The organism is Gemmatimonadales bacterium (assembly GCA_036279355.1).
Taxonomy (GTDB): Bacteria; Gemmatimonadota; Gemmatimonadetes; order Gemmatimonadales; family GWC2-71-9; genus DASQPE01.
This window is the reverse complement of record DASUJH010000028.1, coordinates 32,293-57,817: the sequence shown is the minus strand read 5'-3', so window position 1 is coordinate 57,817 and position 25,525 is coordinate 32,293. Positions and strand designations below refer to the sequence as shown.

Genomic DNA, 25,525 nt, shown 5'->3' with positions numbered 1-25,525 from the left:
GCGAGTCGTTCAGCGGAGCTCCGGCGCCCCGAACGTGCGGAGGCGCCAGGCGCCACTGCTCCGCTCGACCACGGCCCGCACGTCCAGTTTCTCGTCGGTCGCGGTACCGGTCGCGGGTGCCGCACGGGTGCGGCCACGTACCCGCACCGTGGCCGAATCGCCGGTGATGACGACGTCGGACACCTTCCATTTGGTGCTCACCCGCCCGCCCGACGCAAACAGATTCGCGAAGTGTGCATGCTCCGCGTCGGACATCGCGGGAAAGATCCGCCTGGCCTCCGCCGCATTCCCGGCCTCGAGCGCCGCCGCATAGGATCTGATCGCACTCTCCACGGCGCGCACGTCGGGATTTTCGGGCGCCGCCTGCATGGCGGGCGCGCGGATGCCGAGGAGCGCCATGGCACCGGAGATCGGTTGCGCATCCCGCGCCGCCGGTTGCGCCGGTTCCGATGCTACTCCGGGCGTCGTCGTGGGCGCTGGGGCCGGCGATTGCGCCGCGCTCGTTGGCTGCGCAGCGGTCGCTGTCGCGCCATGGGCGCCATCGCGATCGGCAGGCGTACTCGTGCGCTTTGCCCGCACATTGCTCGGTCTCGGCTCAATCTTCGCCGGCCGGAGGGGCGATGCTAGCATCGGGGGCGGAGCCGACTGTGTGCTTGTCGGCGGAGGCCCCGACGCTAGCATCGCCCCTCCGGCTGGCATCGACGCAGGCCCCGCGAGCCGGCTCAGCGAATCACCCGGCATGACCGCGCCGGCCGCCGCCGGACGCGCGACCGTCGCCGGCGTGGCCGTCTCCCCGCCGCGCGCCGCGCGCCCATGCGCCACGACCCACAGCGATCCAATCCCGATGGCAACCCCGCTCGCGGCCAGCACGAGCGATATCGGCGATGCGCGCCGCGACACTCCGCGTACCGGCGGTGCGCCGGCAGGCGCGGCGGCCGGCGCCGGCGTCGTCGCCCGCGGCGCCGGTGTCCGCACCAGTGGGATCGGACTCCTTGGCGTCCGCGCCACGCCCGCGAGCTGCTCCTCCGCGCCGGTCCGCGCGAGCGCGATCAGCTGGCTCCGCGTCGAGTCGTCGAGCGCCGCCGGTGCCGCGCCGATCGCGCCCACAGCGTCTTCCACCGACGGCCACCGGTCCGCCGGCTCCTTCGCGAGCATGCGCATGACGGCGTCACGCAGCGCATCGGGACAGTCGGCACGCTCGATCGGCGGCAGCGGCTGATGCACGTGCGCGTACATCATCGCCATGGCCCCGCCGCCCTGGAACGGCGGCTTGCCGGTGAGCATCTCGTACGCGACCACGCCCAGCGAATACTGATCCGAGGCCCCGCTCACCGGCCCGGCTGTCACCTGTTCCGGGCTCATGTAGGTCGGCGTCCCCACCGCGAGCCCCGTCGTTGTGAGCTGCTCCGACTCGGCCACCTTGGCGATGCCGAAGTCGGTGACCGCTACCCAGCCCTCTTCGTCGATCAGCATGTTGCCGGGTTTGATGTCGCGGTGCACGACGCCGTGCCGGTGGGCGTAGCCGAACGCGCTCGCCACTTGCCCGAGGATCGCCTGCACCATGGGGATCGGCAGCGGACCCAGCTCGCGAACGATCGTGTCGAGCGGGCGGCCGTTGACGTACTTCATCACGAAATAGAGCAGCCGGTCGGTGTGCCGGACCGCGTAGATCGGGATGATATTGGGGTGGCTGAGCGCGGCCGCGGTCCGGGCCTCGCGCGTGAAGCGTTCGACGCCGTCGCCCGCCGCAAGCGCCGGCGACATCACCTTGATCGCCACCTTGCGATCGAGCGCGATGTCGTGCGCGAGATAGACCGTGGCCATACCGCCGCGGCCGAGCTCGCCCATGATGTCGTAGTGGCCGACGGTGTCGGCGCGGAGTGCCGCCAATTCCTCCGAGTCGGCGGCGGGCGCGGCGGCGCTCACGCTGGCGCCGCAGGCGGCGCAGCGGCTCAGGTCTCGCGGATCGAGGGCGGCCCCACATCCGGCGCAGGTGGTCGCGGGCATTGTCGCTCGAAAGAGGTGGCACCGGCGCGCGCCGAAACGTCGTGCCGGCGCAACGCGTCAGGCGTCGGCGCGACGCCCGTGGGCCGGCGAACCTCCACATGGCGGCAGCCCCAGGCGACCGTGATGCCGCCCGAAGCCGTTGTAGACAATGCGGTTTGATTCAAGGACTCAAAATTTGCCGGCTCGGATCGGAGTGTCGCAGTTCACCATCCGTGCCACTCACCGGGCGGCCCGCGCTAGATGCCCCACACGCCGAGGGTATCGATCACCTGCGCCAGGCTCCGCGCGAGGCTCGGGTACGACGCCTCGAACTGCACGAACGCGTGCTCCAGCCGGTCCCGGAGTCTTGCATCGGGTGACTCGCTCGCGAGCACGCCGCGCACGTCGGCCTGCAGTTGCTCGAGCATCGTGCGGGTGCGCTCGTCCACCGCCGGCGTGCTCGCGAGCTCCGCGTGCAGCCGCTCGAGTGTGCCGCGCAATTCGTCGCGGTTCATCGCGCGACCCCGTTCGTGATGAAGGTGTGCATGCCGGCAAAGGTATCATGCCGTCGGGCGGCACGCTGGGCGGCGGCGCCATGTCCGCGCTTTCCCGGCTGTTTCCGCGCGGGCCTCTCGAGCTCGGCGGCCGGGTTGGCCCGGCGCGAACCGTTGACAGCTCTTGGGCCATATCTTACGATATATCGCGCACAATTACTCCAGATATACAGAGGGTAGCACCATGACCAAGCAGCGTGACGATTGGGGGTTCGGCGATCTCTTCGCCGGCTGCGGCCCCGGCCCATTCGGCTTCAACTGGGGCGCAGGCTGGGGCGCTGGCGCCCGGAGGAGCGGCCGTCCCCGCGGGCAGATGTTCGAGTCCGGCGAGGTGAAGTTCGTCATCCTCCGCCTCCTCCGCGAAAAACCGCGCCACGGCTACGAGATCATGAAAGCACTCGAGGAGCGGATGCGCGGGCACTACACACCATCAGCCGGCACCGTCTATCCCACCCTCCAGATGCTGGAGGATCAGGGCTACGTGCGCGCGGTGGAAAGCGAGGGCCGCCGCGTCTATCACATCACGCCCGAGGGCGAGCAGTTCCTCGACGAGCACCGCGACGTGATCGAGGAGATGTTCGATCGGGTGCGCGATACGCTGCGCGACGTGGCCGGCGGCTCGATGGGTGAGCTCAACTCCGCCTTCGCGCGCCTCGCAGCCGTCACTTACAAGCGGGCCTGGCGCCGCGGGCCCGACCACCCCTCGATCCTTCGCGTGGTCGAGATCCTCCGCCGCGCTACCGATGAAATTGAGCGCGAATGGGAGCGCCCGGCCGAGGCGGCCGGCGCCGCGCCGGCGCCGGGGGGCCACGAAGGCGGTCATCCCGAAGGCGGTCAGCCCGAAGGCGGCGAGAGGAGCGCGTGATTTTCATGGACCACATGGGCGGGTGGTGGATCCTCTTCTTCGTGATCCCCTTCTGGTTCATGCGCCCGCGCTACTGGCGCCGGCGCTCGCGGGACTGGGACGATGACGACCGCGGCGCCTCCCGCGAGCGTGAGCGCAACCTGGACCGACTGGATCAGGCCGTGCGCGCGCGGCTCGAACTCATCGATCAGCTCGACAGCCGCGTGGCGGAGCTCGAGAACCGGCTCGACTTCACCGAGCGGCTGCTGGCGCAGCGCATGCAGGACCCGGTGACGCCTTCACGAGTAGTAGCGCCGTAGCTGGTCGGCGACGCCGTCGAGGTCGGGAAAGAGTCGGCGCTCGTCGAGGCCGACGAGGTCGAGCTGGTCGCGGAGCCGCGACACCTCCCGCGCCGGCACCACGAACTTGGTGAGCGCCCCGCCGAGCCCGTGCTGCTCCAGGAAGCAGTCGAAGCTCTGCCGCTTGTCGGAGCAGATGGTGAAGGTGGCCGATTGCGCCGCAATCCGCGCGCTGATCGACGGCGGCTCGATCATGCAGGCGAATGCCTGCGGCCCCCGCATCCCGCCGAAGAGCGCCCACGGCGTGAACGGCCGGTCGCCCGGAAAGATGGTTTCCAGATCCTCGATCAGGAGCGCGAGCGCCGGAAATCCGAACCGCGCGTGCACCTGCTGCCAATCGAGGCGCCACACCGCTGCGTCGTTCCCGGCATCGCCGCGCGTCGCGAAGTGCGCCGCGACGAGCGGCGAATAGGTCCAGTCGAGCAGTCGCGTCGGCAGTCCATGGTGCTGCGCCTGGACCAGCAGCTCCCATTCGTTCGCCGGCGACGTGGCGAGGTAGGGGCGTGAGTAGCGGATGAAGTTGCGGAGGATATGCTCCTCCAGATTCGCCTTGCCGTGCGGCGGATGCACGCCGCCCAGCAGATCGAGGCTGGTGAAGAGCGGCCAGTCGGCATCGGCCGCGCCGCGATAGACGCCGGTGTCGCGCCGCCGGCCCGTCGCCGGGCTCGGTGCGGACGGCGTCACCTGATCGATCAGCTCGCCCAGGCTGTCAACGACGATTTCCGCGATCGCCACTCCGTTGCGCCTCCCCGATCCGCCGCGTGCGCTCCCGGTCGCAAGATACCGCCGGGCCGACCCTGTGCGCCCGCTCACCGCTCCCGCCGTCGGACCGGGGCGAGTGTGTCGGTGGAGGAGTGCCCGCGGATCGCGGCGCGGATGTCCTGTGCCCAGGCGTCCGCGTCGTCCGGCGGCACGAAGGACCAGCTCTCGGCCGACTGTCCGCTCCCCGCGCTGACCCGCACCCGCGCCCCGTCACGAGTCACCTCGTAGTAGCGGCGGCTCCGGGGCGTGATTTCGAGTCCGACCTTCTCGTTCTTGTGGATGAGCACCGATTGCTTGGTGACGATGATCGACGCCAGGCGGTCTTCCCATCCCCCGCCGTGCCGCCCTTCGCGGTAGGTGTAGCGGAATCGGAGATTGTCCGCGCGGTGGAGGAGGCCCTCGGACCCCAGCGCCTGCTGCCGGGCGGCGCTCAGGCGGCCCGTCTCCTGGCGACATGCCGGCGCGACGATCACGGCGGCCAGGAGCAAGTACCTGAACCGTGTCGATCTTGCTCTCACGCACAGCCCCCCTGCTCGAGTCCGCGCAGGCGCAGCACCAACAGATCCCGGCGTACAATGTCCTCCGCCGAGCGGGCCAGCGCGGCGGGGTCGTCAGCCCGGCTCACCAGCCGGCCGGCGAGTGCGTCGCCCTGCCCCGACGCAAGGAACACCACCAGCTCGGCCGCGCGCTCGGGCGTCACGTCGCGACCAGACTCGAAAATCTCGCGGAACCACGGCATCCACCGCCGCCCATCGGGCGACTCGAGGACGTGCTCGGCCATGGCCGTGCGCACGGTGCCGGGCTCGATCGCGAACACCGCGACACCATGGGGGGCGTTCTCGACGGCAGCGATCTCGGTGAGCCGGATGAGCGCCGCCTTGCTCGTCGCGTAGGCCGAGAAGTACGGCAGTCCGCGCGTGCCGGCCCCGCTCGCGATGTTGACGATGCGCCCGCGCCGGCGGGCGATCATCCGCGGCAGCACCTCCCGCATGCAGAGCATCGGCCCGCGAAGATTCACTTCGACGCAGCGCCACCAGGCGTCCGCCTCGTTCTCCGCGAGCGGGCCCAGCGGCGATGGCGCGCCGGCGTTGTTCACCAGCAGCGTGATGGGCCCGAAGCTCGCCTCGACGCGGTCCATCAGCGCTGCGACCGCGCTGGCGTCGGTGACGTCCGTCGCGTGCGCGAGCGCCCGCCCTCCGGCGCGCTCGATGTCCGATACGGTGGCCTCGAGCTCGGCCGCCGAGCGCGCGGCAACCGCCACCGCGGCGCCGGCCGCGGCGAGCGCCGTTGCGAACGCGCGCCCGAGACCCCGGCCGCCGCCGGTCACGACGGCCACCTGGCCGGTAAGATCGGGCCGTTCGGCCGCCGGATTGTGCGCCGGCTCGGCCGTCACTCAGCCCAACCGGGCCGCGAGCCGGCTCGGAAGGTTCCTGAGCCGGAATCCGAGGAAGAGCTGGAGCACGCCGTAGATGATGGCGTAGATGCCGAGCACCCATAGAATCGAGAGCGCGCCCGCGCCGGGGAAAAGCGCGATCAGGATGCCGAACGCGAGCGACGCGACGCCGACGAGCGCGAGGAGCCACTCGCCCGTGATCTCCCGCCGGAGCTGCACGGCGGCCGCGATCTCCATGATTCCGGTCACGATCGCCCATGCGGCGATCACGAAGACGAGTGCCAGCGCCGTGATGCCGGGCCAGATGAGCGCGATGATTCCGACGATGATGCCGAGGATCCCCGCAAGGAGCAGCCCGCCCCAGCGGCCGCGCGCGCCGGCCACGACCGCGAGAATCCCGTCGGCGAATGCGAACGCGCCGTAGACGAGCACGACGGCGGCGAGGGTAGCGGCGGGCCAGAAGAGGGCGGCGAGCCCGAAGAGTATGGCGACGGCGCCGCGCAGGGCGAGGACCCACCAATGCGATGCGGCGGACGCGAGTGTGAACATGGCCATGGAGAAACCTCCGACGTCAGTACGTCTCGCCGCCCTCCGGCTCGACCACGACCGCCGTCCCGTAGCAGAGCACCTCGGTGACGCCCGGCATTACTTCCGCCGCGTCGTACCGGACGCCGACCACTGCGTTCGCGCCGATCCGCTGAGCGCTGGCAAGCAGGATCTCGAACGCATCCGCCCTGGCCCGCTCGCAGAGCGAGGTGAGCAGCGTGATGTGGCCGCCCCAGAGCGTCTCTATCTTGGCGCCGATCGTGCCGAAGAGCGAGCGCGACCGCACCGTCACGCCGCGCACGACGCCCAGGTTCTGCACCACGCGGTGCCCCTCGATCTCGAACGTCGTCGTCGTCATCGTCTCGTTCATCGAGTCGCCTCCGGTGCATCGTTCCCGGCAACATACGGCCAGTGCCACGCCCAAGATTCGCTTCGTCGTACGCCCGACAACTTACGGCATGCCGCGCTGCGGCGCGACCGATATCCGGCGCCGCCGGTATCCGCCGGCATCGACGCGCAAGGGGCGCGACTCGCCAGCCGAGTCGCGCCCCTTGCTCCCCTGGTGGAGTGCCGCCGCCGCTACACCGGCTCCTCACGCAGGAAGCCGCCGCTCGCCACATCGAATATCCGGACCCGAACCACGATGCCGGCCCGCCGCTCGTCCACCATCCGCACCTTCACGATTCTGCGGTTTTGCGAGGGGCGGAGCAGCACCCAACTTCCCGCCGGTGCGGTCTCATCGATGCCGGCGCAGTCGCGCGGGCGGGGCTGATGGCCGGGTGGGCGGCCCGGCACCCACACCCGGCACATCCCGGGTGGCGGAAGTTGGCCCGGCGGAACCCCGAGGCTGGCGGCGTAGGTACGGCCGCGGTCTGGCTCCGGCGCCGGGCGGCGGGCGCTGGCGTAGCCGTGCGAGCAGCCGGCGAGCCCCGCCAGGAGCGCGGCGGCGGCGAGCCGCCTCTTGAGTTCGGCCATGGGCCCTCGCGAATTGAGGTGCAATCCCGCGCACTTTCAGGCGTGCGGCCAGCAAGCGGAAGCGAGGGGGCAACTTCCATGCAATCCGGGGCGCGGCCCGGACCGCGGGCCGAACCCCGCCGAGTCCGGATCATGCGGACCTCCCGGCCGGCCGCCCCACGATAGCAGCGTGTGATCGCAGGCGGCCATCTGCGTCCCCAAGCCAGGCTGGCACCCGAATCTGCCAGGCCGGCGGATGCTTCATTGGCCCAGGCCAGGCAGTTGTTACCCGGAGGTGCGACCATTTCGGCAACTCGGCAATCGATAATCCACCGGCCCGTGGATGGGTGGGTGACCCCGGTCACTTCGCCCGGAGGGTCAATCCAACCGATTGTAAGCGGGGAACTTAAAGGGAGCCTCACCGGTTTCGTTCATCCGGTTTTGGTCGTCATGCAGACGCCGTGGAAAGGAAGCCCAGAGTGACGCAGCAGACTCGCCGGAAGCGGCGCACGGCCCGGCCGGCGCCGCTCAACCATGGTCTCGAGGATCAGCCCGAGACCCTGGACTTGTACCTCGATGATATCAGCCGAATCCCCCTGCTCACGCAGGAGGAGGAGCTTGCGCTGGCCCGCCGCGCGTTCCGCGGCGACGTGGCAGCGCAGGAGAAGCTGGCCCGGCACAACGTGCGGTTCGTGGTGTCGGTCGCAAAGAAGTTCCAGAATCGCGGCGTGCCACTGTCGGATCTGATCGGCGAAGGCAACGTCGGTCTCATGACGGCCGCCCGCAAGTTCGACCCGGACCGCGGCGTCAAGTTCATCTCCTACGCGGTTTGGTGGATTCGCCAGGCGATCCAGGCGTCGATTGCGCGGCAGGGCCGCACGGTGCGCGTGCCGCTCAACCGGACCGCCGACCTGAGCCGGCTCGCCCGCACCACGACGGTGCTGAAGGAGCGGCTGGGCCGGACCCCGACCGTCGAGGAGTTGGTGCGTGCCACCGGGCTCACGCCCGAGGCCGTGCGCTCGCTCGGCGCGCTCCACACCGAGGCGGTGCGGCTCGATCAGCCGGTGCGCGAGGGTGACTCGACCGAGCGGATGGAGCGTTTCTCGGTCGCGTCGGCAGACACCACGGACGCCGCGACGCTTTCGAACAGCCGTACCAGCGACATCGAGGAGGCACTGGCGACCCTGGCGCCGCGCGACGCCAAGGTGCTACGGCTCTACTTCGGCCTGGATGACGGCCGCGCGCGCACTCTCGAGGAGATCGGCCGCATGATGGGCGTCACCCGCGAGCGCATCCGCCAGCTTCGCGACCGCGCGCTCCGCCAGCTCAAAGAAGAGCAGGGCGAAAAGCTGAAGGATCTGGCTGCGTAGCCCATGTGAGCCGCGGCACGTCGTTGTCCCATCGCGGCCCCTTACCCTGGGGGCCGCGATTCTTTTTCAAGAGGAGCACGGCATTATGGCCCGCAGCGGACACCGCGCGCTCGACGACCGCCGATTCGATCGCCAGCAGCGCCACGAAACCCCCGATCAGCCCGGCGCCCACGGCTCCGAGCACATCGCCACCCCCACCGAGGCCGAGGACGAGGCGCGGCACCGGCTGGGCAAGACGGCCGAGCACGTGAGCGAGGATACGCCGACGCCGGACGAGCATCCCTAGGTTACTTTTGGGCCGCCTCTCGTCCGTGTTCCCGGTTTCGAGGTCGGCCCATGTCGCGCTCTCTCCCGCGGCCGTCCAAGCGTTTGCCCACACCGGCACCGCGCCGCGCGGGGACCGGCCTCCGGACGGCGGGCGGCCCCGCGCTGGTGGCCGCCATCGCGGTCGCCGTTCTCGTCATTCCGGCCTGGTGGCGAATCGATCCGCATCCCTTTCCCGATGCGGTCGAGTATGCGGCCGCGGCTCGCAGTCTGGCGCGGTCCGGAACCTATGCGATCCGGCTGCTCGGCCACTCCTACCCGCCACGCTATCCGTTCGGGCTTTCAGCCCTGCTCTCGCCGATCTACCTGTTCCCGGGCACGCACTTGAGCGACGGCGTGTACGGCGCCGTCGCATTCGGCGTCATCGGCACCGTCTGCGTGTACCTCCTGGCGCGCAGGATGGCCGGGCTCGCGGGCGGCATTGGCGCGGTGGCCAGCCTGCTCACGGTACCGGCCTACCTCGAGTGGAATCATGAAATCACCACCGAGACCGCGACCGCTGCAATCGTCTCCGCGGTCGCCCTCGGCCTCTTTCTCACGCGCACGGCCGAGCGGCGGAGCCGCCAGAGATGGGGCATGTTCGCAATCGGAGCGCTCTCTGGCCTGGGGATGCTGATTCGCCTGCCCAGCGCCATCGTTCCGCTTGCTGCAGCGCTCGCCCTCTGGTCCGATGAACGGCTCCGGCGCGACGCGGCGGGATGGCTGCTCCTCGGCGTAGGGCCGGCACTCGCCACGCTTGCGCTCGGCATCTACGACCTTCGGACCTTTGGCGCGGTGACCGCGACGGGCTACCGCTTCTGGGTCCCGTATTGGTACGGCCGGGACGGCATGACGTTTTCGTTCAGCTACGCCATCCATCTGCCGGGCGCCGCCGACCTGCCGCCAGCCACATCGTCCAACGCGGTGTTCTACCTCTGGACTGCTCCGCGCTCGGCGTTCTGTCTTGGTTTCCTGCTGCTCACCGCCGTGGGCGTGGCGATCGCCTGGCGCTCAAAAGACGCGCGAGTGCGGCTGGTGTGCCGCTTTGGAGTTGTGCTCGCGGTGCTCACGGTCGGTCTGTACCTGGTCTACTACTTCCAAAGCCTTCGCTTTATCGCGCCGCTGGTGCCGCTCGGGGCGCTCGCGATCGGAGTGAGCGCCGGCACGGGGTTCGACGCCGTGGTGTCCGGCTCGCGTCCGGGTGAACGGAGGCGCGTCGCGGCCGGGCTTGCGATCGGCGTCGTCTTGGCGGCGAGTCTCGCCGTATCAATTGGGCCTGCCTCGAAGCGCTGCTTCGCGTACCGGCGATACCTCCGCCACGACCACTCATTGGAGGAGTATCCGTACATCTCCGCCACCGCCGGGGCCTTCCGTGACGTCGCCGCACCCGGGAGCATCATCATCACCGATGCGCTGCCCACGCTGCTGGAAGACGCGGGTGTGCCGGCCGGCGTGCTCGTCGTACCGTTCCTCCGGAAAGGCTATTGGGCCGCGCCGGCTTTTCGGGCCGCCGGAACGTTTCTCGAACGAACGGACGAGATCCGCCGCGCGGTGGACGCGGGGCATCCGGCGTACACGGACTCGTACAGCATGGGGAAGTTCGTGCAGCGCCCGGATTCGAACGCCGACTTCGTCCGGGCGCTGGCTCGGTTCAGGCGTGAGCCGGTCGGACGCCGTGGGCCGGTGACGATCTACCGGCTGCGGTAAACGAAGCGCGGCGTTAAGCCGTGGCGCCCTCGAGCCGAATCGGGAGCCGCCGCACGCGCCGGCCGGTCGCCCGGAAAAGCGCATTGGCCACCGCCGGCGCGATGAGCGGCGTCGCCGCCTCGCCGATGCCGCCGGGGGGCCGGTCGCTGTCCACGAAATGCACCTCGACGGCCGGCATATCGGGCAGGCGCAGCAATTGGTAGTCGCCGAAATTGCCCTGCTCGACCCGGCCTCCCGCGAGCGTGATCTCGCCCTTGAGCGCTGCCGTGAGCCCGAAGACAATGCCACCCTCGATCTGCGCGGCGGCCGTGTCGGGGTGCACGACGGTGCCGCAGTCCACTGCGCACACCACGCGCTTCACGCGGACCGTCGTGCCCTCCACCGTCACCTCGGCGATCTGTGCGAGCGCAGTGTCGTACATCTCGGCCGCCGCGACGCCGAGCGCCTGATTGAGACCGTTGGACGAGGCCCAGCCGGCCCTGGCCGCGGCGAGGTCCAGCACTGCAGCCAATCGCGGGTGGTCGCGCAGCAGGTCCCGCCGAAATGCGAGCGGGTCCGCTCCGCCCGCATGTGCCAGCTCGTCGATGAAGCTCTCAGTCACGAACACGTTCTGGGACTGACCGACGGAGCGCCAGAATCCGACGGGCACGCCGACCTCGGCCATGACGTAGTCGACCTCGAAATTAGGAATCGCGTAAGGAAGGCGAACCGCCCCCTCGACCGCGCTGCCGTCCACCCCGTGCTTGAGCGGGCCGAAGTGGTGCGCTGTCCACGCGGGGAAGTGCTGCGCGAGCCACCCGGGGATGTATCCGGGGACAAAACCCGGGGAGAAACGCGACATGATCGACGGCGCCACGATCCTGTGCTGCCAGGCTGCCGGTTTACCCGCGGCATCGAGGGCGCCGTGCAACTGGTGATAGGTCGCGGGGCGATAGTGATCGTGCCGGATGTCGTCCTCGCGCGACCAGATGACTTTGACCGGCGCGCCGACCGTCTTCGAGATCTGCACCGCCTCGCGTACCGGTGCATCCTCGACTCGACGGCCGAAGCCGCCGCCCAGCAGCGTGGTGTGCACCGTGACCTGCGAGGGCCTGAGCCCGGCGGCGCGCGCGGCGGCCTCGCGCGCGCCGTCGCCCATGCGCACGCCCGATTGATACTGGGTCGGGACCCATACCGTGCAGTGGTCGCGGCCCACGTCGGCCGTGCAGGTGGTTGGCTCCATGGTGGCGTGCGCCAGGTACGGCAGCTCGTAGATCGCCTCGATGCGCCGAGCGCCGCCCGCGAGGCCCGCGGCGACATCGCCCCGCCGCTTGGCGGGCACGCCCGGGTGCGTTGCCAACTCGACGAAATGTCGCCGGATGCCAGCGCTGTCGGTGGTCGCGAGCGCTCCTTCGTCCCACTCAATGCGGAGCGCGCGCCGCCCTTGCATCGCCTGCCAGTAGCCAACGGCGACGACGGCGACGCCCGAATCGATCCGCACCACGTGGCGCACACCGGGTACCGTGCGCGCTGCCGAGTCGTCCACGCGACGCACCTTGCCGCCGAACACGGGACAGCGTTCGACCACCGCGACGAGCATCCCCGGCACTTTCACATCGATGCCGAATATCGCGCGGCCGGTGACCTTGTCGGGAAGATCGAGCCGCGGCAGCGACTGCCCGATCAGGCGGAAATCGCGCGGGTGCTTGAGCGTGACGGTGGCGGGCTCCGCCAACGCACCGGCGCTGGTTGCCAGCTCCCCGTACCCAGCCGAGCGGCCGGTGGGCGGGTGGAACACGCGGCCGCGTTCGGTGCGACACTGGTCCGGCGGCACGCCCCATTCGCGTGCCGCCGCGAGGACGAGCATTGCGCGCGCCTTGGCCGCCGCCGTGCGAAGCGGGAGCCATGCGGCGCGGACGCTGTTGCTCCCGCCGGTGCGCTGGTCGCCGGCGAGCGGATTGATGTATGCCGGACCGGCTGGCGCGGAGTCGAACCGCACCATCGACCAGTCGGCATCGAGTTCCTCGGCGACCAGCATCGGAAGCGACGTGGTGACGCCCTGGCCCATTTCGGAGCGGTCCACCACGACCATGACGATTCCGTCCGGCGTGAGGCGGATCCATGCATCGGGCGCGAACGGGGCGCCGGTGCGTGGCGGATCGGCGTCGATGGCCTGCCCGCACCCGTCGAGGTACACGGCGATGGTGAGACCGACGCCGGCGGCGAGGCCCGCCTTGAGGAGGTCTCGCCGCGAGATCGAAGAGGTGCCCTGCGGCGCGTCAGCCACGCGAGCCCTCCCCGGCCGCCCGGTGAACTGCCCGGCGGATCCGCTGGTATGTGCCGCAGCGGCAGAGATTGCCCTGCATCGCCGCGTCGATCTCGGCGTCGGTGGGCGCTGGCGTGCGCCCGAGCAAGGCGGCCGCGCTCATGATCTGCCCTGACTGGCAATACCCGCACTGCGGCACCTGCTCCGCCAGCCAGGCACGCTGCACGGGGTGGCTGCCGTCGGGCGAGAGGCCCTCGATCGTGGTGACTGCCTTTCCCGCGACGCCGCGCATCGGGAGCTGACAGCTTCGCACCGGCACGCCGTTCAGGTGCACGGTGCATGCGCCGCAGTACCCTGCGCCGCAGCCGAACTTGGTACCGGTGAGCTCTAGTACGTCACGCAACACCCAGAGGAGCGGCATGTCGTCGGGCACGTCGAGGGCGTGCGACGCGCCATTGATCGAGCACGCGATCATGGGGTGGCTCCCGCCGGCGTCCGGACACCAGCGGCCGTCCCCTCGGCGGCCGGCGCACGGGCACGGCGGCGCTGCATCGGCCGCGCGACGAGGTACTCCACTACGCCGCCGAACACGACCCGGTCCATCACCTTGTCCACCCGCCGCAGCATGCGCTCGCTGATGACCGCGCGCAGCGCCCGGCGTGGACCCGCCAGCATTCGGCGGCGATGATCGTTGCGGAACCAGATGTGGTCTCGCAACTCCTTGTCGTCCTGCGCGAGCCCGTGCTTTGCGGCGAAGTGGCGCGCGCTTGGCTCGAGCCAAGCGTTGCTCCAGCGGAGGAGGAAAAAGGGCACGTCCATCCAGGCGAGCGGCGGCGGGACCAGTTGCGTCACGACCGACGCGGGCTCGAAGTACACCGAACCGCCCGCCTCGCGCGCCGCCATGCAGAAGTCGAGGTGATCGTAGAACGAGAGGAGCTGCTCGTCGAGCGCGCCGGTGCGGCCGAGGAGTTCTCGGCGGACCAGCATGCAGTGGAACTCGACCAGGTCGATCGGCTCGCGCCGTAGCTCGGGCAGAACATCCGCGACGAGCCGGTCTACCTGGCGGTGCACCTCGTGCAGCCGGCGGCCGCCGTCGTCCACGATGCGCAGCTCGGCCCCCGCGGTGTGGACGACGACCGGCTCGCCGCTCGCGCCGTCAGCGCCGAAGCAGTAGAGCGGACCCACGACGGCGGCACCGGTCTCGTCGGCGCAGCGGAGGAGCGAGGTGAGCCAGCCGGGCTGCACGAAGACGTCGTTGTCCACGAAGGCGATGTAGGGCGTGCCGGCGTAACGCGCGCCGATGTTGCGCGCCTCGTTCGAGGTGAGATAGCGCTCGGTGCGCACCAGGGTGAAGCGGCGCGCTGCCGCCTGCGTCTCGAGGTACTGCCGCAGGGCGGGCGGCGAGTTGCCGTCGACGTACACCAGATCGAAGGGAACGGCGGTTGCCGCGTAGATGCTCTCCAGTGAGGCGCGGGCCTTGCTGAACTGTTCCCGCGGCACCACAATGATCGTTACGCGCGGATCAGTCATGGCGATCTCTCCTTCATCCGGCGTGCCCGCCGGGGTGCGCCAACTCGCTTCGAGCGTACCATGGTCTCACCGGAGGTGACGGTCGTGGTCGTGCCGCGCGAGCGGTTCGACCGGACCCGGGCATCGCTTGACCGGCTGTACCAGACGACGCGGTGCCCGTTTGATCTCGTGTACATCGATGGCAATTCGCCGCCGCCCGTGGCGCGATACCTGGCCGCGGAGGCGGACCGCCGCGGGTTCGCGCTGCATCGGACCAAGTCGTACCTCGCCGGCAACGAGGCCCGGAACATCGGGCTCCGGTATGCCCGGACGCCGTACGTAGCGTTCATCGAGAACGATGTGCTGCCCGAGCCCGGCTGGCTCGAGGCGCTCACCGATTGCGCCGAGCGCACCGGCGCCTGGATCGTGGGGCCCATCGTCCACATCGGCCTCGGCGCGGAGCGTCGCATCCATGGGGCGGGCGCGGCCATCTCGATCGCGGAGTCGGGCGGGCGCCGCCGACTCGTGTACCAGGCACGGCTCGCCAACGCTCCGACAGCGGCAGCGGCCGGGCTCACCGCCCATCGCACCGATCTGATCAAGCCGTACTGCATGCTGGCGCGGCGCGGCGCACTCGACCGCATCGGACCATTCGACCAGTCGATCCGGTCCATATTCGAAGCGGCCGACGTGGCGCTCGCGGTGCAGGCCGCGGGAGGAACGGTGCACCTGGAGCCGCGCGCCGTGGTGACGCACACGGTGCCCCCGCCACTGCCGGCTTCGAGCGTGCCCTTCTTCCTGCTTCGATGGAGCGTGGCCTGGCTCCGCACGAGCCTCGAGCGGTTCGCGGGCAAACACCGGCTGCCGCTCGACGCGCCCGAGCTCCACATCGAGCACAACTGGCGCAGCTATCATCGCCGCCGGGTGCTCCCCGCCCCGCTCTTCGCGCTGCTCAGGAGGCATCCGTTTCTGTACGTCGCGAAGGCGGTCGATCGCGCGGTCTTCGACCTGCTGCTCGAGCAGACAGTGGTGCGGCGGCTCGAACGGCGACGCGCGGACGCGGGGTTCCCCTCGAGCTGAATCGTCCTAGCCCGCATCGGAGCCCTCCGGAAGCGACATCGGCTCGAGCATCCCCCGGTCCGCTGCTTCGCCGCCCGGCCGATGGGGCGCCGGGGTGCGCGACGGCGCGGCCTTCCGGGTTCGGAACGTGGCTTCGAGGAAGATCATCCGCTGCCGCATCCCTCCGAGCAGCCCGCCCATGACGTAGGCCGCGTCGGCCAGATAACGGATGCCCGCCATCGCGAGCGAACGCGCCGGACGCGCGAGCTCGAACCGCGGCACGACATAGCGGCCGGCAGCGGCGAGCGCCCCGCCGGCCGCGAACCACGCCGGCGTCGCGGCGCCCATGGCCACCCCCACCAGCGCGACCGCGAGGCAGAGATGGAACGCGTGAAAGCTGCTCAGGAACACCATGCCGGGCACCGGAAACGGCACGCCCAACACCCGCGCGATTCCGAACGTGCTGTCGTTGCGCTCGGAAAGGTCATAGCGATAAAACTCGAGCCGGTGCCGGGCGCCGTGCTTCCGGAACAGGTACGCGTGCCCGTAGCCGTAATGGAACCACTGTCGCGCGAGCCCGCGCAGCGTGTAGCGGTGGAAGTGCGTGACCCTGGCACTGGGCTCGAACCAGAGCTCGTAGTCGGCGCGGGAGAGCCGGATGCAGAGGTCGATGTCCTCGCCCGTGGCGCAGCGCGGGTCGAACCCGCCGACCCGCTGGAGCGCGTCCTTCCGAAATGCCGCGTTGGCGGTCGGAAAGAAGGCGTGGAAGACGCCGACGCCGTCTTTCGGCAGGTAGCCCCGACGGTAGCCGCATTTGGTGATGTCGATGATCATCCGGCCGCCTCGTCGCTCCGGCCCATCCGCATGAGCGTCTCGCCGACGCAGAACTGCTCGACCAGACTGCCGGCACGCGCCTCCGAAAGCATTTCGCCTCCCACCGCGCCGATGTGCGGGTTCAGATAAAATGGGCGCACCATCCGCTCGACCCAGTCCGGCTCCGCTCGGCAGTCGTCGTCGCTGAAGAGGATCACATCGCCGATCGCCTCGGCGATGCCGCGGTTCCGGGCGGCCGGAATGCCCGGCGTGTGCTCGACCACCATCCGGAGCGGCAGCCTGGCGCGGAACTCCTCCCACACCGGCGCGTAGCTCCGGGTGGAGTTGTTGTCCACCACCAGCACCTCGTCGGGCGCGAGCGATTGGCCGACGAGCGACGCGAGCAGCACCCCAAGCATCTCGGGGCGATCCTTCGTTACCACCACGACGGAGACACGCAACCGCTCCGGCTGACTCATGTGCGGATCTCTCCGAGATAGCCGATTGCGCCGGGCACGAGCTCGGCGAGGTCCGGCTCCGCGCCCGCGCCCGCACTCTCCATGGCGGCCAGCAGCGGCTCGAGCGCGCGCGGGAGCGGCGTCGCCTGCGCGGCGAGCGCGCGCGCCACGGCCCGCGGCGTGAGCGGGTACACGATCTCGCCGCCGGGTGCGGCCGCGCGGTTGATCGCCACGATCTGCGCGGTCTTCCAGAACACCCGGAGAAAATCCCGATTGCCGAGCTTGTACACGGCCGGGTCGGCGAGGAGGTGGGCGAACGCGACTTCCTCGGCCGCGAGAAAGTCGCGGATGAGCACCGTCCACGCTGGAGGCGCCGATGCGGCGAGCGGCGTGCCCAGGAGGCACCGCTCGGGCATCGCAGCGAGCGCGAAGGCGTCGGGGTTGCCGGGCCGCCAGAGAATCGACTGCCAGCTCTTCTCGAGGTCGTCGGGGTCGAGCTGAAAGGCGGCCGCCGCAAGAAGCAGGAACAGGCGAATCCGATGCCGCGCGGTCGGCGCGTGCGCCTGGTGCAGCGCGAACGCACGTTGCATGAGCTCGAGCGACGGTGGTCGCGATGGATCGGCCGCGAGAAGCAACACCAGCTCGTCCGGGCTGAAGTGGACGCCGGTGACGAGGTGCGCGCCCATGAGCGCGCCGCCCCACTCCCGCTCGATCGAGCCGACCAGCCTCCGCGCATCGTCGACCGCCGCCGGCCCGAACGGCTCCTCGCCGGCGGGCGCATCCACACGCACCGGGGCTTCGGTCGCGCGGCGGGCGAGCGGGTGCGCCTCCAACTCGCCGTAGAACCGGTCGAGGCGCTCGAGCAGAAACGCAGTCGTGTCCTCGATGATCCTCGGGTCGCGGGGCCGGAACCGCCGAGCCTGGAGCGCCTCCAGCCGCTCGACCAGCGCGCGCCCGGACGGCGCCAGCGCGTCCCTTGCCGCGCGCAGGGCGTCGGCGCGACTGAACGTGAGCCGCCGGCGCGTGATGCCGTCCATCGCCTTCATGCACTCGCTCACCGCCTTGTAGCAGACGTTGTTGCGGGTGACGGTCTCGGCGCTGTGCCGGCGGGGCCCGAAGAGGCGCCACGCGAACAGGCCCCACCAGACCTTGGTCTCGGCCAGAAGGCCGGGATCGAGCGCGTCGCGGTCTGGCGCCGGGAGCTGGCGCACGTAGTCCCGCCCGTGGACCAGCTTCCAGGTGGCGCGCCCCTCCGCGAAGCGCAGCCGGAAATGATCGTCGAGCTCGATCTGGCGCCGGAACCAGGCATCGTCGAGCAGCTGGATGTGCGAGTCGAGCAGCCGTGTGGCGCGGGACAGGCCGTCGTAGGCCTTCATGAGCTCGGCGCGGTCGCGCGCGGTGAGGCCCTCGTGGATCACCAGAAAATCGACGTCGCTCACGAGCGGCAGGATTTCGCCTTTGGCGCTTCCGCGCGTGAGGTACACCGCGCGGACGGCGGGGTAGCGGCGGAAGATGCGGACGGCGAGCCAGGTCACCGCACCGTAGACCCCGCGGTACGCGTGCAGCAGCGGAGGCACGGAGGTGGCCAGCACGAAGCGCCGGACCGCCCGGCGCGCCGGTCCCGCGTCAGCCGCCGCCGTCATGGAGCATCCGCTGGTAAACCGCCTCCACATTGGCGCCGGTGCGGTCCCAACTGTAGTTGTCGGCGACGTGCCGCCGCGCCGCCGCGCCCAGCGACTCGGCGAGGGCGGGCTCATCGAGGAGGTGGAGCACCGCGCGGCCAAAGGCAGCGGTGTCGCCGTCGGGGACGAGCCACCCGGTGCGGCCGTGCTCGAGCACGGCTCCCGAGCCGGCGAACGATACGATCGGCCTTCCCGCCGCCATGTAGTTGAGCAGCTTCTGCGGCACGCCCGCACAGTGGGTGCGCGGGTTGAGGGCGACGTCCGCGGCGGCGAGCTGCCCGGGAATCGCGCGAAAATCGGACGGCACGGTCGCGATCCCGTCTCGAACGCCGAGCGCCGAGGCGAGCTGGTCGTACTGCTCCAGCGACGCACTTCCGACCACGAGAAGGCGGGCGTCGTCCCGCGCGTCCACGACGGTGCGGAACGAGCGCACCAGCAGGTCGATGCGCTGGTAAGGCGCGAGATTGCCGGTGAAGATGAGCTCGGGCCCGTGGCGTACGGCGCGGGGCTCCGCGCGGCGCGCAACGCTGTGGTGCTCGACCGCCATGGTGAATGCGTCCAGCTCGACACCGTTCGGCACTACCGAGACGCGGCCGTCGGGCGTCGCACCCGAGTCCACCAGCATCGTCCGGATCTTCTCGCTTACCGCGATCACATGGTCCGCGCGTCCGGGGAGCAGCCGGTCGAGCAGGCGGCCGACCGACCGCTTGAGGCGATCGGGCACGCCGAGCGCATAGTAGGGCAGCTCGGTCTCGAGCAAGGTATGCGCATCGTAGACGATCGGTACCTGGCGGTGGCCGCGGGCGCACCGCGCGACGAGGAGGCCCTCGTAGTGATGTGCGTGAATCACGTCGAACGGCATCGCGGCCAGCAGGCGCCGGAGCGCCAGGACCAGCATCGGGTCCATGACGAGCAGCTTGCCGCAGCTCGGGCCCGGCGAAAGCGATCGATAGCCCGGCACCCCCGGCGTGCGGTGCACCGTAAACGGCAACGCTTCGCCACCGACACCCAGATGGTAGGTGACCACGTGCACGTCGTGGCCCCGCCGCGCGAGCGCCTCCGCCATCCGGTGGATGCGGATGGGCGTGCCGCGGGGGCACGGCAGCGGGCACGCGGCTACCATCGCGATGCGGTATGGGCGGCTCATGGCGAGCTCCGGACCGCACTACCGGTGAGCAATGTCGCGATGAGCGATGCGTTGCCTTCGGAGTCGGGGCCGAGTCGGAGTTCGTAGGCGGTGCTCCGGCGGGCCAGCGCCGCCGCGGCGCGGAGGCGCGACCAAAGGACCGGCGCGTGGCGCATCACGTCGCCAAGATCGAGGTGCAGCAGGTACTCCAGCAACTGCGGCACGCCGCGGCCCGCGACGCAGGAGCCGAGCAGCGCGGCCAGCCCTGCGAACCGCGACCGCTTCACCAGACCCGCCTCGCCCGCGCCGACCCGGCGCCCGATGCAGATGATGCCCGGCGCCGCATCGCCCGCGATGCGGTCCGCGTAGTGGCGCGAGTCGATCAGCACCTTGGGCCCGTGGCGGGAGCGGCGGAACGGCTGCAGAAAGCGATCGGGCACGGTGAGGGGCGTGCCCTGGACCACACTGAGCCGAACCGGAAAGGGGTGCAGGCGGCCGCGGCGGCAGACGAGCGGCACCTCCTCTGAAAGCAGCCGAAAGCCTTCGCGCTCGAGCAGCGCCATGGCCAGCGTCGTCTTGCCGCCGCCCGACGGGAGCACGCAGAGCAGTGCGCGGCCCTGATACACCATGCCCATGGCGTGGATGCGGTGGAGGCCCCGGCGGTCGAGCGCGTCGCCCACCCGGGTCATGACGAGCAGATAACACTTCTCCTGGAGCAGGTCGCGATCGAGGCTCCACACGTCGGCGTGGCCGGCCCTCATGTCATAGGCGACGAGCGCGAGGCGGCCCGAGTCGTAGAACCGCACGTGGCCGGCACGATAGACCGTCGCGTCCTTGGTCCGGAGCAGCCGGCGTGCATCCGGCGGGATCCGCTCGTAGGGAGGAGCCGATACAGTGAGGCGAACCTCGATAGTGGGCATCAAGCCCGCCGCGCCCACCGCGCCGTCCGGCAGCTCTCCGGCCGGCGCCCCCGGGTCGAGAAAGAGCGCGAAATCCGCCTCGACCCGCCGCAGGCACTCGGCATCGTCCGACGTGACGGCGGCCCGCACGCCGTGGAAGGCGAACTCGAGTCGCTGGGCGGTGTGCGCCGCCACCGGGAGTGGATTCACGCCGCTGCTTCTCCGGGCACGATGAGCGGCTCTGCCAGCCACGCGGCGTTGCCCCTGATCAGGAGGATCGCGAGCAGTAGCTCGGAGCCGACCGTGGTCCACGCCGCGCCGATCGGCCCCCAGCGCGGAATCGCGATCAGGTTGGCGGCGATATTGAGCGCCACGCACAGGCCGAGCCGCTTCGCAACCTGCCGCTCGCGGCAGATCGCCTGCGACACCATGATCGCGATGCTGTCCACATACAGCAGCGGCACCGAGAGGATGAGCACGCGCAGGAGCGGCGCGGCGTCACCGTACCGCGCGCCGAACGCGAGCCGCACGATCCAGTCCGCCGCCACCGCGACGATCAGCACCACCCCCACGCCGATCCAGCCGGCCCCGGCGAGCGCCCGCCCGGCGTAGGTCTTGACCCCCTCCCATTCGCGCCGCGCGGCCATCGCCGCGAGCATGGGGAAGAGCACGGTATTGAGCGGACGAATCGCAAAGCGCGTCGCCTCGAGCAGCTTGTACGCCGCCTGGTAGCTCGCCACGTCGGAGTAGGAGCCGAGGAACCCGAGCATTACAGTGTCCAGCCGGGCGAGCAGGAGCGCCAGCACGCCCACGGCGAACAAGCCGAACGACCCCGCTGTGACCCGCTTCGCCACCTCCGGTCTCCAGAGCAGCCGCACGGGGCCGAGCCGGCGCCGCACGATCACGTAGCCGACGAGCACCAGCAGCGCGTTTGCCGCGATGTGGGCCATCAGGATGGCGCGGAACCCCAGGTCGGCGTGGATCACGAGCAGAATCAGCCCGACGAGCGCGACGCGGCAGCATACCCCGGCGACGGCGTTGTGCATGAGGCGCTGGATGCCGACGAACAGCGAGCCGAAGCTCAGGTACAGCTCTTCCAGCGCGATGTAGACCGAGGTGAGCAGCATGACCGGCAGCAGCGCCGGCCGCGTGAGCCAGATGAAGACGTTGACGAGCGCGAAATAAAGCGCGAACAGTGGCAGGCGAAACGAGATGACGTCCGAGACCGCGCGCAACGCCTGGTCGGGGTCGCTCGCCGCGGTGCGGACCAGCGAGCGATGGGTGCCCAGCTCGGTGAAGAGCACCGCGGTGCCGGCCAGCGTCGCCGCGAAGAAGAACTCGCCCATCGCGGACTTGTCGAGATACCGCGTGAGCAGCGCGAGCGTGACGTAGCTCGCGAACTTGTAGAACAGGTGCGAGCCGAACGCCACGCCCATATTCTCCGCCGCCTTGGGCCATCGGCCCCCTCCCGACGCGCTCATACGAACCGCGCCACCAGGTCCCAGTACGCGCCGGTGCCGCGGTCGAGGGCGCGCTTTGCGGCTCGGGCGAATCCGCTCGCGAGCAGCTCGTCGCGAAAGGGAAGCGGGCCGCCGTGCAATAACTGGCGGTCGGGGGTGCAGCGGGCTTGCTGCACTTCGCGCCGCCGCGACGCCACCGCAGGCAGATGCCGCACGGTCCAGCTGGCAGCTCGGCACCACTCGGGCAGCCATCCCTTTGCCGCCGCCGCCGCGAGCTGTGCCAGCTCGTACACGGCGAGCGCGGGGGTGAGGAGGAGCAGGGTCTGCCACTGGTAGTGCTTGAGGAGCACGAGCCAGCGATTGCGGATCAGGCAGTACACGCGGGCCGAGGCATACGCCCCTCCCGGACGGATGGACAGCCCCGGCGTGCCGTCGAGGTGATAGCCGCGCGCGGACGAAACGGCGAGGATCTCGTGCCCGGCAAGCCGCGCGCGGACGCCGAAGTCGTGGTCCTCGTAGTTGAAGAAGAAGCTCTCGTCGAACGGCTGCTTCATGCCGAGCCGGCGCCGGTCGACCAGAAAGCAACTGGTGACCAGCGAGCCGATGCGGCGGGTCGACGTCGGCACCGATGCGTCCGGCCAGCCTGCGTGGTGCAGCGTCATCCCGCCCAGAAAGTGGCACTCGGCGCCGTCGAACTGGACGAGCTCCGGCCGATCATCGTAGAGAATTCTGGGCATCGCGATCGCCGCACGCGGAGCGGCATCGAGTGCGGCGGAGAGCGCTGCGGCGGTCCCCTCGGCCAGGACGACGTCGTTGTCGACGAACAGAATCCGGTCGTGGGCCGCGGCCTCAAACGCATGATTCCGCGCCGCGGCCGGACCATCGTTGCGCATGCGCTCGCGCACCCGCACCGCAGGGAAGCGGTCGCGTACGAGGCGGAGGCTGCAATCGCTCGACGCGTTGTCGACGAGGAGGATTTCGGCGATACTGTCGCCCTGCGCCTTCACGGCTGCCAGCGAGCGCTCGAGATAACGCTCGCCGTTAAAATTGATCACGCAGGCCGTGAGACTCTCGGACACGCGACCTTCCTCCGAGTGATGAGGCCGGCGCGACCCCGCTACCCTGTGGCTGTGGCAGGGTTGCCACGGATCAGCGGGCATTCTTCCGTAAGCGGCGCGGGAACAAGGAACGCATCGTTTTGGCAAATCGCGTACCCCCGCCGGCCCGAATACGCAACCAGAACGTCGAGACGATTACCTGAGCGTACGCTCACGCCCTGAATGACCCTCAGCCATCTCACCCGACAGGGGGCGGGCCAGCTCCAACGGCTCTGCTCCACGGCCCACCGCGTCGTCGATCGCGCCCTCCGCCCCGGTACACCGCTCCTCGCCTCCGCCCCGCGCGCCGCCTCGAGCCGCCCGCCGGCCGACTCAGCACGCCTTGCGATTCTCCAACGGTGCGAGGCCCACCTGGACGGCGACGTCCTGCCGTTCTGGACCCGCTGCACCTGGGATGAGGCCGATGGGGGGCTTCGTCACCCACCTCGACCGGCGCGGCGACCGTCTCGGAGTCGCGGACAAATACCTGGTCATGCAGGCGCGCATGATTTGGGTGCTCGCGGCCGCGCATCGCCACGGCCTCGTCATGCACGGGTGCCTGGAGCGGGCGGGAGACGGCGTGCGCTTTCTCATTGAGCGCATGTGGGACGCCGAGCGGAGCGGGTTTTACTGGGCGGTCGACCGCGGCGGACGTGTGGTGGACGCGCGCAAGCGGACGTACGGCCATGCCTTTGCAATTTCGGGGCTGACGGAATATGCGCAGGTCTCGGGCGACCGGGAAGCGCTCGCCTGGGCGGAGCGGACGTTCGATCTGCTCCGCGAGCGCGCGGGCGACGGTGCGCTCGGGTTTCGGGAGCAACTCGATGGCGCGGCCGGTGCCATCGAAGATGATGCGACGTGCAAGGCGCTTGATACGCACATGCACGTGATGGGGGCGTTCAGGGCGCTGGCCGAAGCTTCGGAGAGCCCGGCGCACCGAGCTGCCCTCGAGGTGCTCCTGCGCCTGCTGATCACCAAGGCAATCGACCGGGCATGGTGGACCACGCGCTGGTCCAGGCCGGTTAGCCTCCCGCGCTCGCGAGCAACCGCCGCTCCGCCCCTGGGAGCATTCGCCCCTCGGCATCTATTACCCCCATGCGGCCGAGCCACGCCTCGAACTCGGGCGCCGGGCGCAGCCCGAGCAGGCGGCGAAGGTAGAGTGCGTCGTGAAATGACGTGCTCTGGTAGTGGAGCATCACGTCGTCGGCGCCCGGCACGCCCATGATGTAGGTGCACCCTGCCGCGCCGAGCAGCGTGAGCAGCGCGTCCATGTCGTCCTGGTCCGCCTCGGCGTGATTGGTGTAGCAGACGTCGCAGCCCATCGGCAGGCCGAGCAGCTTGCCGCAGAAGTGGTCCTCGAGCCCGGCGCGGATGATTTGCTTGCCATCGTAGAGGTACTCGGGGCCGATGAAACCGACAACGGTATTCACGAGGAGCGGCGCGTAGCGCCGCGCCACCCCGTAGGCGCGCGCCTCCAGCGTCTGCTGGTCCACGCCGTGGTGCGCCGAGGATGACAGGGCGCTCCCCTGCCCCGTCTCGAAGTACATCACGTTGCCGCCCGCCGGCGCGCGGCCGAGCGCCTCCGCGGCGGCGCGGGCTTCAGCCAGCAGTGCGAGCGTCACGCCGAAGCTGGCGTTGGCCGCCTCGGTGCCGGCGATGCTCTGGAAGACGAGATCGATCGGCGCGCCGTGCGCCAGCGCCTCGAGCTGCGTCGTCACGTGCGCCAGCACGCACGCCTGCACCGGAATCTCCCAGCGCCGCCGCAATTCATCGAGCAGCTCGAGCAGCGCGCGTACGCCGCGGGGGCTGTCGCCCGCCGGATTGATGCCGATCACGGCGTCGCCGCTGCCGAGCACCAGGCCGTCGAGGATGCTGGCGCCGATGCCGCGCGCATCGTCGGTCGGGTGGTTGGGTTGCAAGCGGGTCGAGAGGCGGCCGGCCAGGCCAAGCGTGGTGCGGAAGCGGGTCACCGTGCGGCAGCGGCTCGCCACCAGCACGAGATCCTGGAGCCGCATCAGCTTGCTCACCGCCGCGGCCATTTCGGGCGTGAGTCCGCGTGCGATGCCGCCGAGCGCCGCCTCGTCCGCCTCGTAGGAGAGCAGCCAGTCGCGGAAACCACCCACGGTGAGGTGACCGATGGCGCTGAAGGCGGCCGCATCGTGAGTATCGAGGATGAGCCGGGTGATGTCGTCGGTCTCGTAGGGAACGACGGCCTCGGAAAGGAATGTCGCGAGGGGAAGATCGGCGAGCGCCATCTGTGCCGCGACCCGCTCCTCGGCCGACGCGGCCGCGAGCCCCGCGAGCGCGTCGCCCGAGCGCGCCGGCGTGGCGCGCGCGAGGAGCGTCTTGAGATCAGCGAAATGATGACGAACGAGACCGACGGTGTGGCTGTACATGCG

The 25,525-nt window shown here is 70.3% G+C and carries 25 protein-coding genes; 6 read left to right on the top strand and 19 right to left on the bottom strand.

Annotated elements, in window-relative coordinates; genetic code table 11:
• Positions 1-9: 9 nt before the first annotated feature.
• Positions 10-2,007 (bottom strand): protein kinase, encoded by a 1,998-nt coding sequence (locus VFW66_07770; GenBank protein ID HEX5386577.1) that lies wholly within the window; start codon positions 2,005-2,007, stop codon positions 10-12.
• 236 nt (positions 2,008-2,243) lie between these two features.
• Positions 2,244-2,501: a DUF4404 family protein gene (locus VFW66_07765; protein ID HEX5386576.1), complete on the bottom strand. Its 258-nt coding sequence runs from the start codon at positions 2,499-2,501 to the stop codon at positions 2,244-2,246.
• Positions 2,502-2,724: 223 nt separating this feature from the next.
• Here VFW66_07765 and VFW66_07760 point away from each other — a divergent pair, with 223 nt between their 5' ends.
• Together VFW66_07760 and VFW66_07755 are read left to right on the top strand one after the other, a co-directional pair.
• Complete coding sequence (locus VFW66_07760; GenBank protein HEX5386575.1) at positions 2,725-3,405, top strand: PadR family transcriptional regulator; 681 nt, start codon at positions 2,725-2,727, stop codon at positions 3,403-3,405.
• Positions 3,402-3,704 (top strand): hypothetical protein, encoded by a 303-nt coding sequence (locus VFW66_07755; protein HEX5386574.1) that lies wholly within the window; start codon positions 3,402-3,404, stop codon positions 3,702-3,704. Before VFW66_07760 ends, VFW66_07755 begins: the two co-directional genes overlap by 4 nt.
• Here VFW66_07755 and VFW66_07750 read toward each other — a convergent pair.
• The 6 genes from VFW66_07750 to VFW66_07725 form a co-directional block, all read right to left on the bottom strand.
• Positions 3,684-4,478 (bottom strand): FRG domain-containing protein, encoded by a 795-nt coding sequence (locus tag VFW66_07750; protein ID HEX5386573.1) that lies wholly within the window; start codon positions 4,476-4,478, stop codon positions 3,684-3,686. The two genes, VFW66_07755 and VFW66_07750, sit on opposite strands and share 21 nt — an antisense overlap.
• Before the next feature lie 74 nt (positions 4,479-4,552).
• Positions 4,553-4,993 carry a hypothetical protein gene (locus VFW66_07745; GenBank protein ID HEX5386572.1) on the bottom strand — a complete coding sequence of 147 codons (441 nt, stop codon included), beginning with the start codon at positions 4,991-4,993 and terminating at the stop codon, positions 4,553-4,555.
• Positions 4,994-5,019: 26 nt separating this feature from the next.
• On the bottom strand, positions 5,020-5,898 hold the full coding sequence (locus VFW66_07740) for an SDR family oxidoreductase (protein ID HEX5386571.1): 879 nt from the start codon (positions 5,896-5,898) through the stop codon (positions 5,020-5,022).
• On the bottom strand, positions 5,899-6,453 hold the full coding sequence (locus VFW66_07735) for a DUF308 domain-containing protein (GenBank protein ID HEX5386570.1): 555 nt from the start codon (positions 6,451-6,453) through the stop codon (positions 5,899-5,901).
• A 16-nt stretch (positions 6,454-6,469) separates the two neighbouring features.
• The gene (locus VFW66_07730) at positions 6,470-6,814 is read right to left on the bottom strand and encodes a YbjQ family protein (protein HEX5386569.1); all 345 of its coding nucleotides are present in this window, start codon (positions 6,812-6,814) and stop codon (positions 6,470-6,472) included.
• A gap of 209 nt (positions 6,815-7,023) precedes the next feature.
• Positions 7,024-7,419: a hypothetical protein gene (locus VFW66_07725; protein ID HEX5386568.1), complete on the bottom strand. Its 396-nt coding sequence runs from the start codon at positions 7,417-7,419 to the stop codon at positions 7,024-7,026.
• Between the two features lie 458 nt (positions 7,420-7,877).
• Here VFW66_07725 and VFW66_07720 point away from each other — a divergent pair, with 458 nt between their 5' ends.
• The 3 genes from VFW66_07720 (at position 7,878) to VFW66_07710 (ending at position 10,778) form a co-directional block, all read left to right on the top strand.
• Positions 7,878-8,768 carry an RNA polymerase sigma factor RpoD/SigA gene (locus tag VFW66_07720; protein ID HEX5386567.1) on the top strand — a complete coding sequence of 297 codons (891 nt, stop codon included), beginning with the start codon at positions 7,878-7,880 and terminating at the stop codon, positions 8,766-8,768.
• Positions 8,769-8,853: 85 nt separating this feature from the next.
• Complete coding sequence (locus tag VFW66_07715; GenBank protein HEX5386566.1) at positions 8,854-9,054, top strand: hypothetical protein; 201 nt, start codon at positions 8,854-8,856, stop codon at positions 9,052-9,054.
• 50 nt (positions 9,055-9,104) lie between these two features.
• Complete coding sequence (locus tag VFW66_07710; protein HEX5386565.1) at positions 9,105-10,778, top strand: glycosyltransferase family 39 protein; 1,674 nt, start codon at positions 9,105-9,107, stop codon at positions 10,776-10,778.
• 13 nt (positions 10,779-10,791) lie between these two features.
• On the opposite strand, the gene VFW66_07705 is transcribed toward VFW66_07710, so the two are convergent.
• Genes VFW66_07705 through VFW66_07695 form a run of 3 tightly spaced genes read right to left on the bottom strand, consistent with a single transcriptional unit; the run spans position 10,792 to position 14,553 of the window.
• Positions 10,792-13,044, bottom strand: coding sequence for a xanthine dehydrogenase family protein molybdopterin-binding subunit (locus VFW66_07705; GenBank protein ID HEX5386564.1), 2,253 nt, complete (start codon positions 13,042-13,044; stop codon positions 10,792-10,794).
• A complete protein-coding gene (locus VFW66_07700; GenBank protein ID HEX5386563.1) occupies positions 13,037-13,498 on the bottom strand; it encodes a (2Fe-2S)-binding protein in 462 nt (153 codons plus the stop codon). The genes VFW66_07705 and VFW66_07700 overlap by 8 nt, the downstream gene beginning before the upstream one ends.
• Positions 13,495-14,553, bottom strand: coding sequence for a glycosyltransferase (locus VFW66_07695; protein ID HEX5386562.1), 1,059 nt, complete (start codon positions 14,551-14,553; stop codon positions 13,495-13,497). The genes VFW66_07700 and VFW66_07695 overlap by 4 nt, the downstream gene beginning before the upstream one ends.
• A 60-nt stretch (positions 14,554-14,613) precedes the next feature.
• On the opposite strand from VFW66_07695, the gene VFW66_07690 reads away from it, so the two are divergent.
• The gene (locus VFW66_07690) at positions 14,614-15,612 is read left to right on the top strand and encodes a glycosyltransferase (GenBank protein ID HEX5386561.1); all 999 of its coding nucleotides are present in this window, start codon (positions 14,614-14,616) and stop codon (positions 15,610-15,612) included.
• 6 nt (positions 15,613-15,618) lie between these two features.
• On the opposite strand, the gene VFW66_07685 is transcribed toward VFW66_07690, so the two are convergent.
• The 8 genes from VFW66_07685 to VFW66_07650 all read right to left on the bottom strand — a co-directional run bounded on the left by VFW66_07685 (position 15,619) and on the right by VFW66_07650 (position 25,522).
• Positions 15,619-16,425 carry a glycosyltransferase family 2 protein gene (locus tag VFW66_07685; GenBank protein ID HEX5386560.1) on the bottom strand — a complete coding sequence of 269 codons (807 nt, stop codon included), beginning with the start codon at positions 16,423-16,425 and terminating at the stop codon, positions 15,619-15,621.
• Positions 16,422-16,883 (bottom strand): glycosyltransferase family A protein, encoded by a 462-nt coding sequence (locus VFW66_07680; GenBank protein ID HEX5386559.1) that lies wholly within the window; start codon positions 16,881-16,883, stop codon positions 16,422-16,424. The genes VFW66_07685 and VFW66_07680 overlap by 4 nt, the downstream gene beginning before the upstream one ends.
• Positions 16,880-18,505, bottom strand: a complete 1,626-nt coding sequence (locus VFW66_07675) for a hypothetical protein (protein ID HEX5386558.1) — start codon at positions 18,503-18,505, stop codon at positions 16,880-16,882. Before VFW66_07675 ends, VFW66_07680 begins: the two co-directional genes overlap by 4 nt.
• Positions 18,489-19,691, bottom strand: coding sequence for a glycosyltransferase family 4 protein (locus VFW66_07670; GenBank protein HEX5386557.1), 1,203 nt, complete (start codon positions 19,689-19,691; stop codon positions 18,489-18,491). Before VFW66_07670 ends, VFW66_07675 begins: the two co-directional genes overlap by 17 nt.
• On the bottom strand, positions 19,688-20,779 hold the full coding sequence (locus tag VFW66_07665; GenBank protein ID HEX5386556.1) for a hypothetical protein: 1,092 nt from the start codon (positions 20,777-20,779) through the stop codon (positions 19,688-19,690). The genes VFW66_07670 and VFW66_07665 overlap by 4 nt, the downstream gene beginning before the upstream one ends.
• Positions 20,776-22,050: a flippase gene (locus tag VFW66_07660; protein ID HEX5386555.1), complete on the bottom strand. Its 1,275-nt coding sequence runs from the start codon at positions 22,048-22,050 to the stop codon at positions 20,776-20,778. Before VFW66_07660 ends, VFW66_07665 begins: the two co-directional genes overlap by 4 nt.
• A complete protein-coding gene (locus tag VFW66_07655) occupies positions 22,047-23,108 on the bottom strand; it encodes a glycosyltransferase (GenBank protein ID HEX5386554.1) in 1,062 nt (353 codons plus the stop codon). Before VFW66_07655 ends, VFW66_07660 begins: the two co-directional genes overlap by 4 nt.
• Positions 23,109-24,148: 1,040 nt before the next feature.
• On the bottom strand, positions 24,149-25,522 hold the full coding sequence (locus tag VFW66_07650; GenBank protein ID HEX5386553.1) for an ethanolamine ammonia-lyase subunit EutB: 1,374 nt from the start codon (positions 25,520-25,522) through the stop codon (positions 24,149-24,151).
• Between the last annotated feature and the right edge of the window lie 3 nt (positions 25,523-25,525).

What these genes read in the sequence shown, in the direction of transcription:
- VFW66_07770 (HEX5386577.1), bottom strand. Translation starts at nt 2,007, where the DNA reads ATGCCCGCGACCACCTGCGCCGGATGTGGGGCCGCCCTCGATCCGCGA.
- VFW66_07765 (HEX5386576.1), bottom strand. Translation starts at nt 2,501, where the DNA reads ATGAACCGCGACGAATTGCGCGGCACACTCGAGCGGCTGCACGCGGAG.
- VFW66_07760 (HEX5386575.1), top strand. Translation starts at nt 2,725, where the DNA reads ATGACCAAGCAGCGTGACGATTGGGGGTTCGGCGATCTCTTCGCCGGC.
- VFW66_07735 (HEX5386570.1), bottom strand. Translation starts at nt 6,453, where the DNA reads ATGGCCATGTTCACACTCGCGTCCGCCGCATCGCATTGGTGGGTCCTC.
- VFW66_07730 (HEX5386569.1), bottom strand. Translation starts at nt 6,814, where the DNA reads ATGAACGAGACGATGACGACGACGACGTTCGAGATCGAGGGGCACCGC.
- VFW66_07725 (HEX5386568.1), bottom strand. Translation starts at nt 7,419, where the DNA reads ATGGCCGAACTCAAGAGGCGGCTCGCCGCCGCCGCGCTCCTGGCGGGG.
- VFW66_07715 (HEX5386566.1), top strand. Translation starts at nt 8,854, where the DNA reads ATGGCCCGCAGCGGACACCGCGCGCTCGACGACCGCCGATTCGATCGC.
- VFW66_07710 (HEX5386565.1), top strand. Translation starts at nt 9,105, where the DNA reads ATGTCGCGCTCTCTCCCGCGGCCGTCCAAGCGTTTGCCCACACCGGCA.
- VFW66_07700 (HEX5386563.1), bottom strand. Translation starts at nt 13,498, where the DNA reads ATGATCGCGTGCTCGATCAATGGCGCGTCGCACGCCCTCGACGTGCCC.
- VFW66_07695 (HEX5386562.1), bottom strand. Translation starts at nt 14,553, where the DNA reads ATGACTGATCCGCGCGTAACGATCATTGTGGTGCCGCGGGAACAGTTC.
- VFW66_07690 (HEX5386561.1), top strand. Translation starts at nt 14,614, where the DNA reads ATGGTCTCACCGGAGGTGACGGTCGTGGTCGTGCCGCGCGAGCGGTTC.
- VFW66_07685 (HEX5386560.1), bottom strand. Translation starts at nt 16,425, where the DNA reads ATGATCATCGACATCACCAAATGCGGCTACCGTCGGGGCTACCTGCCG.
- VFW66_07680 (HEX5386559.1), bottom strand. Translation starts at nt 16,883, where the DNA reads ATGAGTCAGCCGGAGCGGTTGCGTGTCTCCGTCGTGGTGGTAACGAAG.
- VFW66_07675 (HEX5386558.1), bottom strand. Translation starts at nt 18,505, where the DNA reads ATGACGGCGGCGGCTGACGCGGGACCGGCGCGCCGGGCGGTCCGGCGC.
- VFW66_07670 (HEX5386557.1), bottom strand. Translation starts at nt 19,691, where the DNA reads ATGAGCCGCCCATACCGCATCGCGATGGTAGCCGCGTGCCCGCTGCCG.
- VFW66_07660 (HEX5386555.1), bottom strand. Translation starts at nt 22,050, where the DNA reads ATGAGCGCGTCGGGAGGGGGCCGATGGCCCAAGGCGGCGGAGAATATG.
- VFW66_07650 (HEX5386553.1), bottom strand. Translation starts at nt 25,522, where the DNA reads ATGTACAGCCACACCGTCGGTCTCGTTCGTCATCATTTCGCTGATCTC.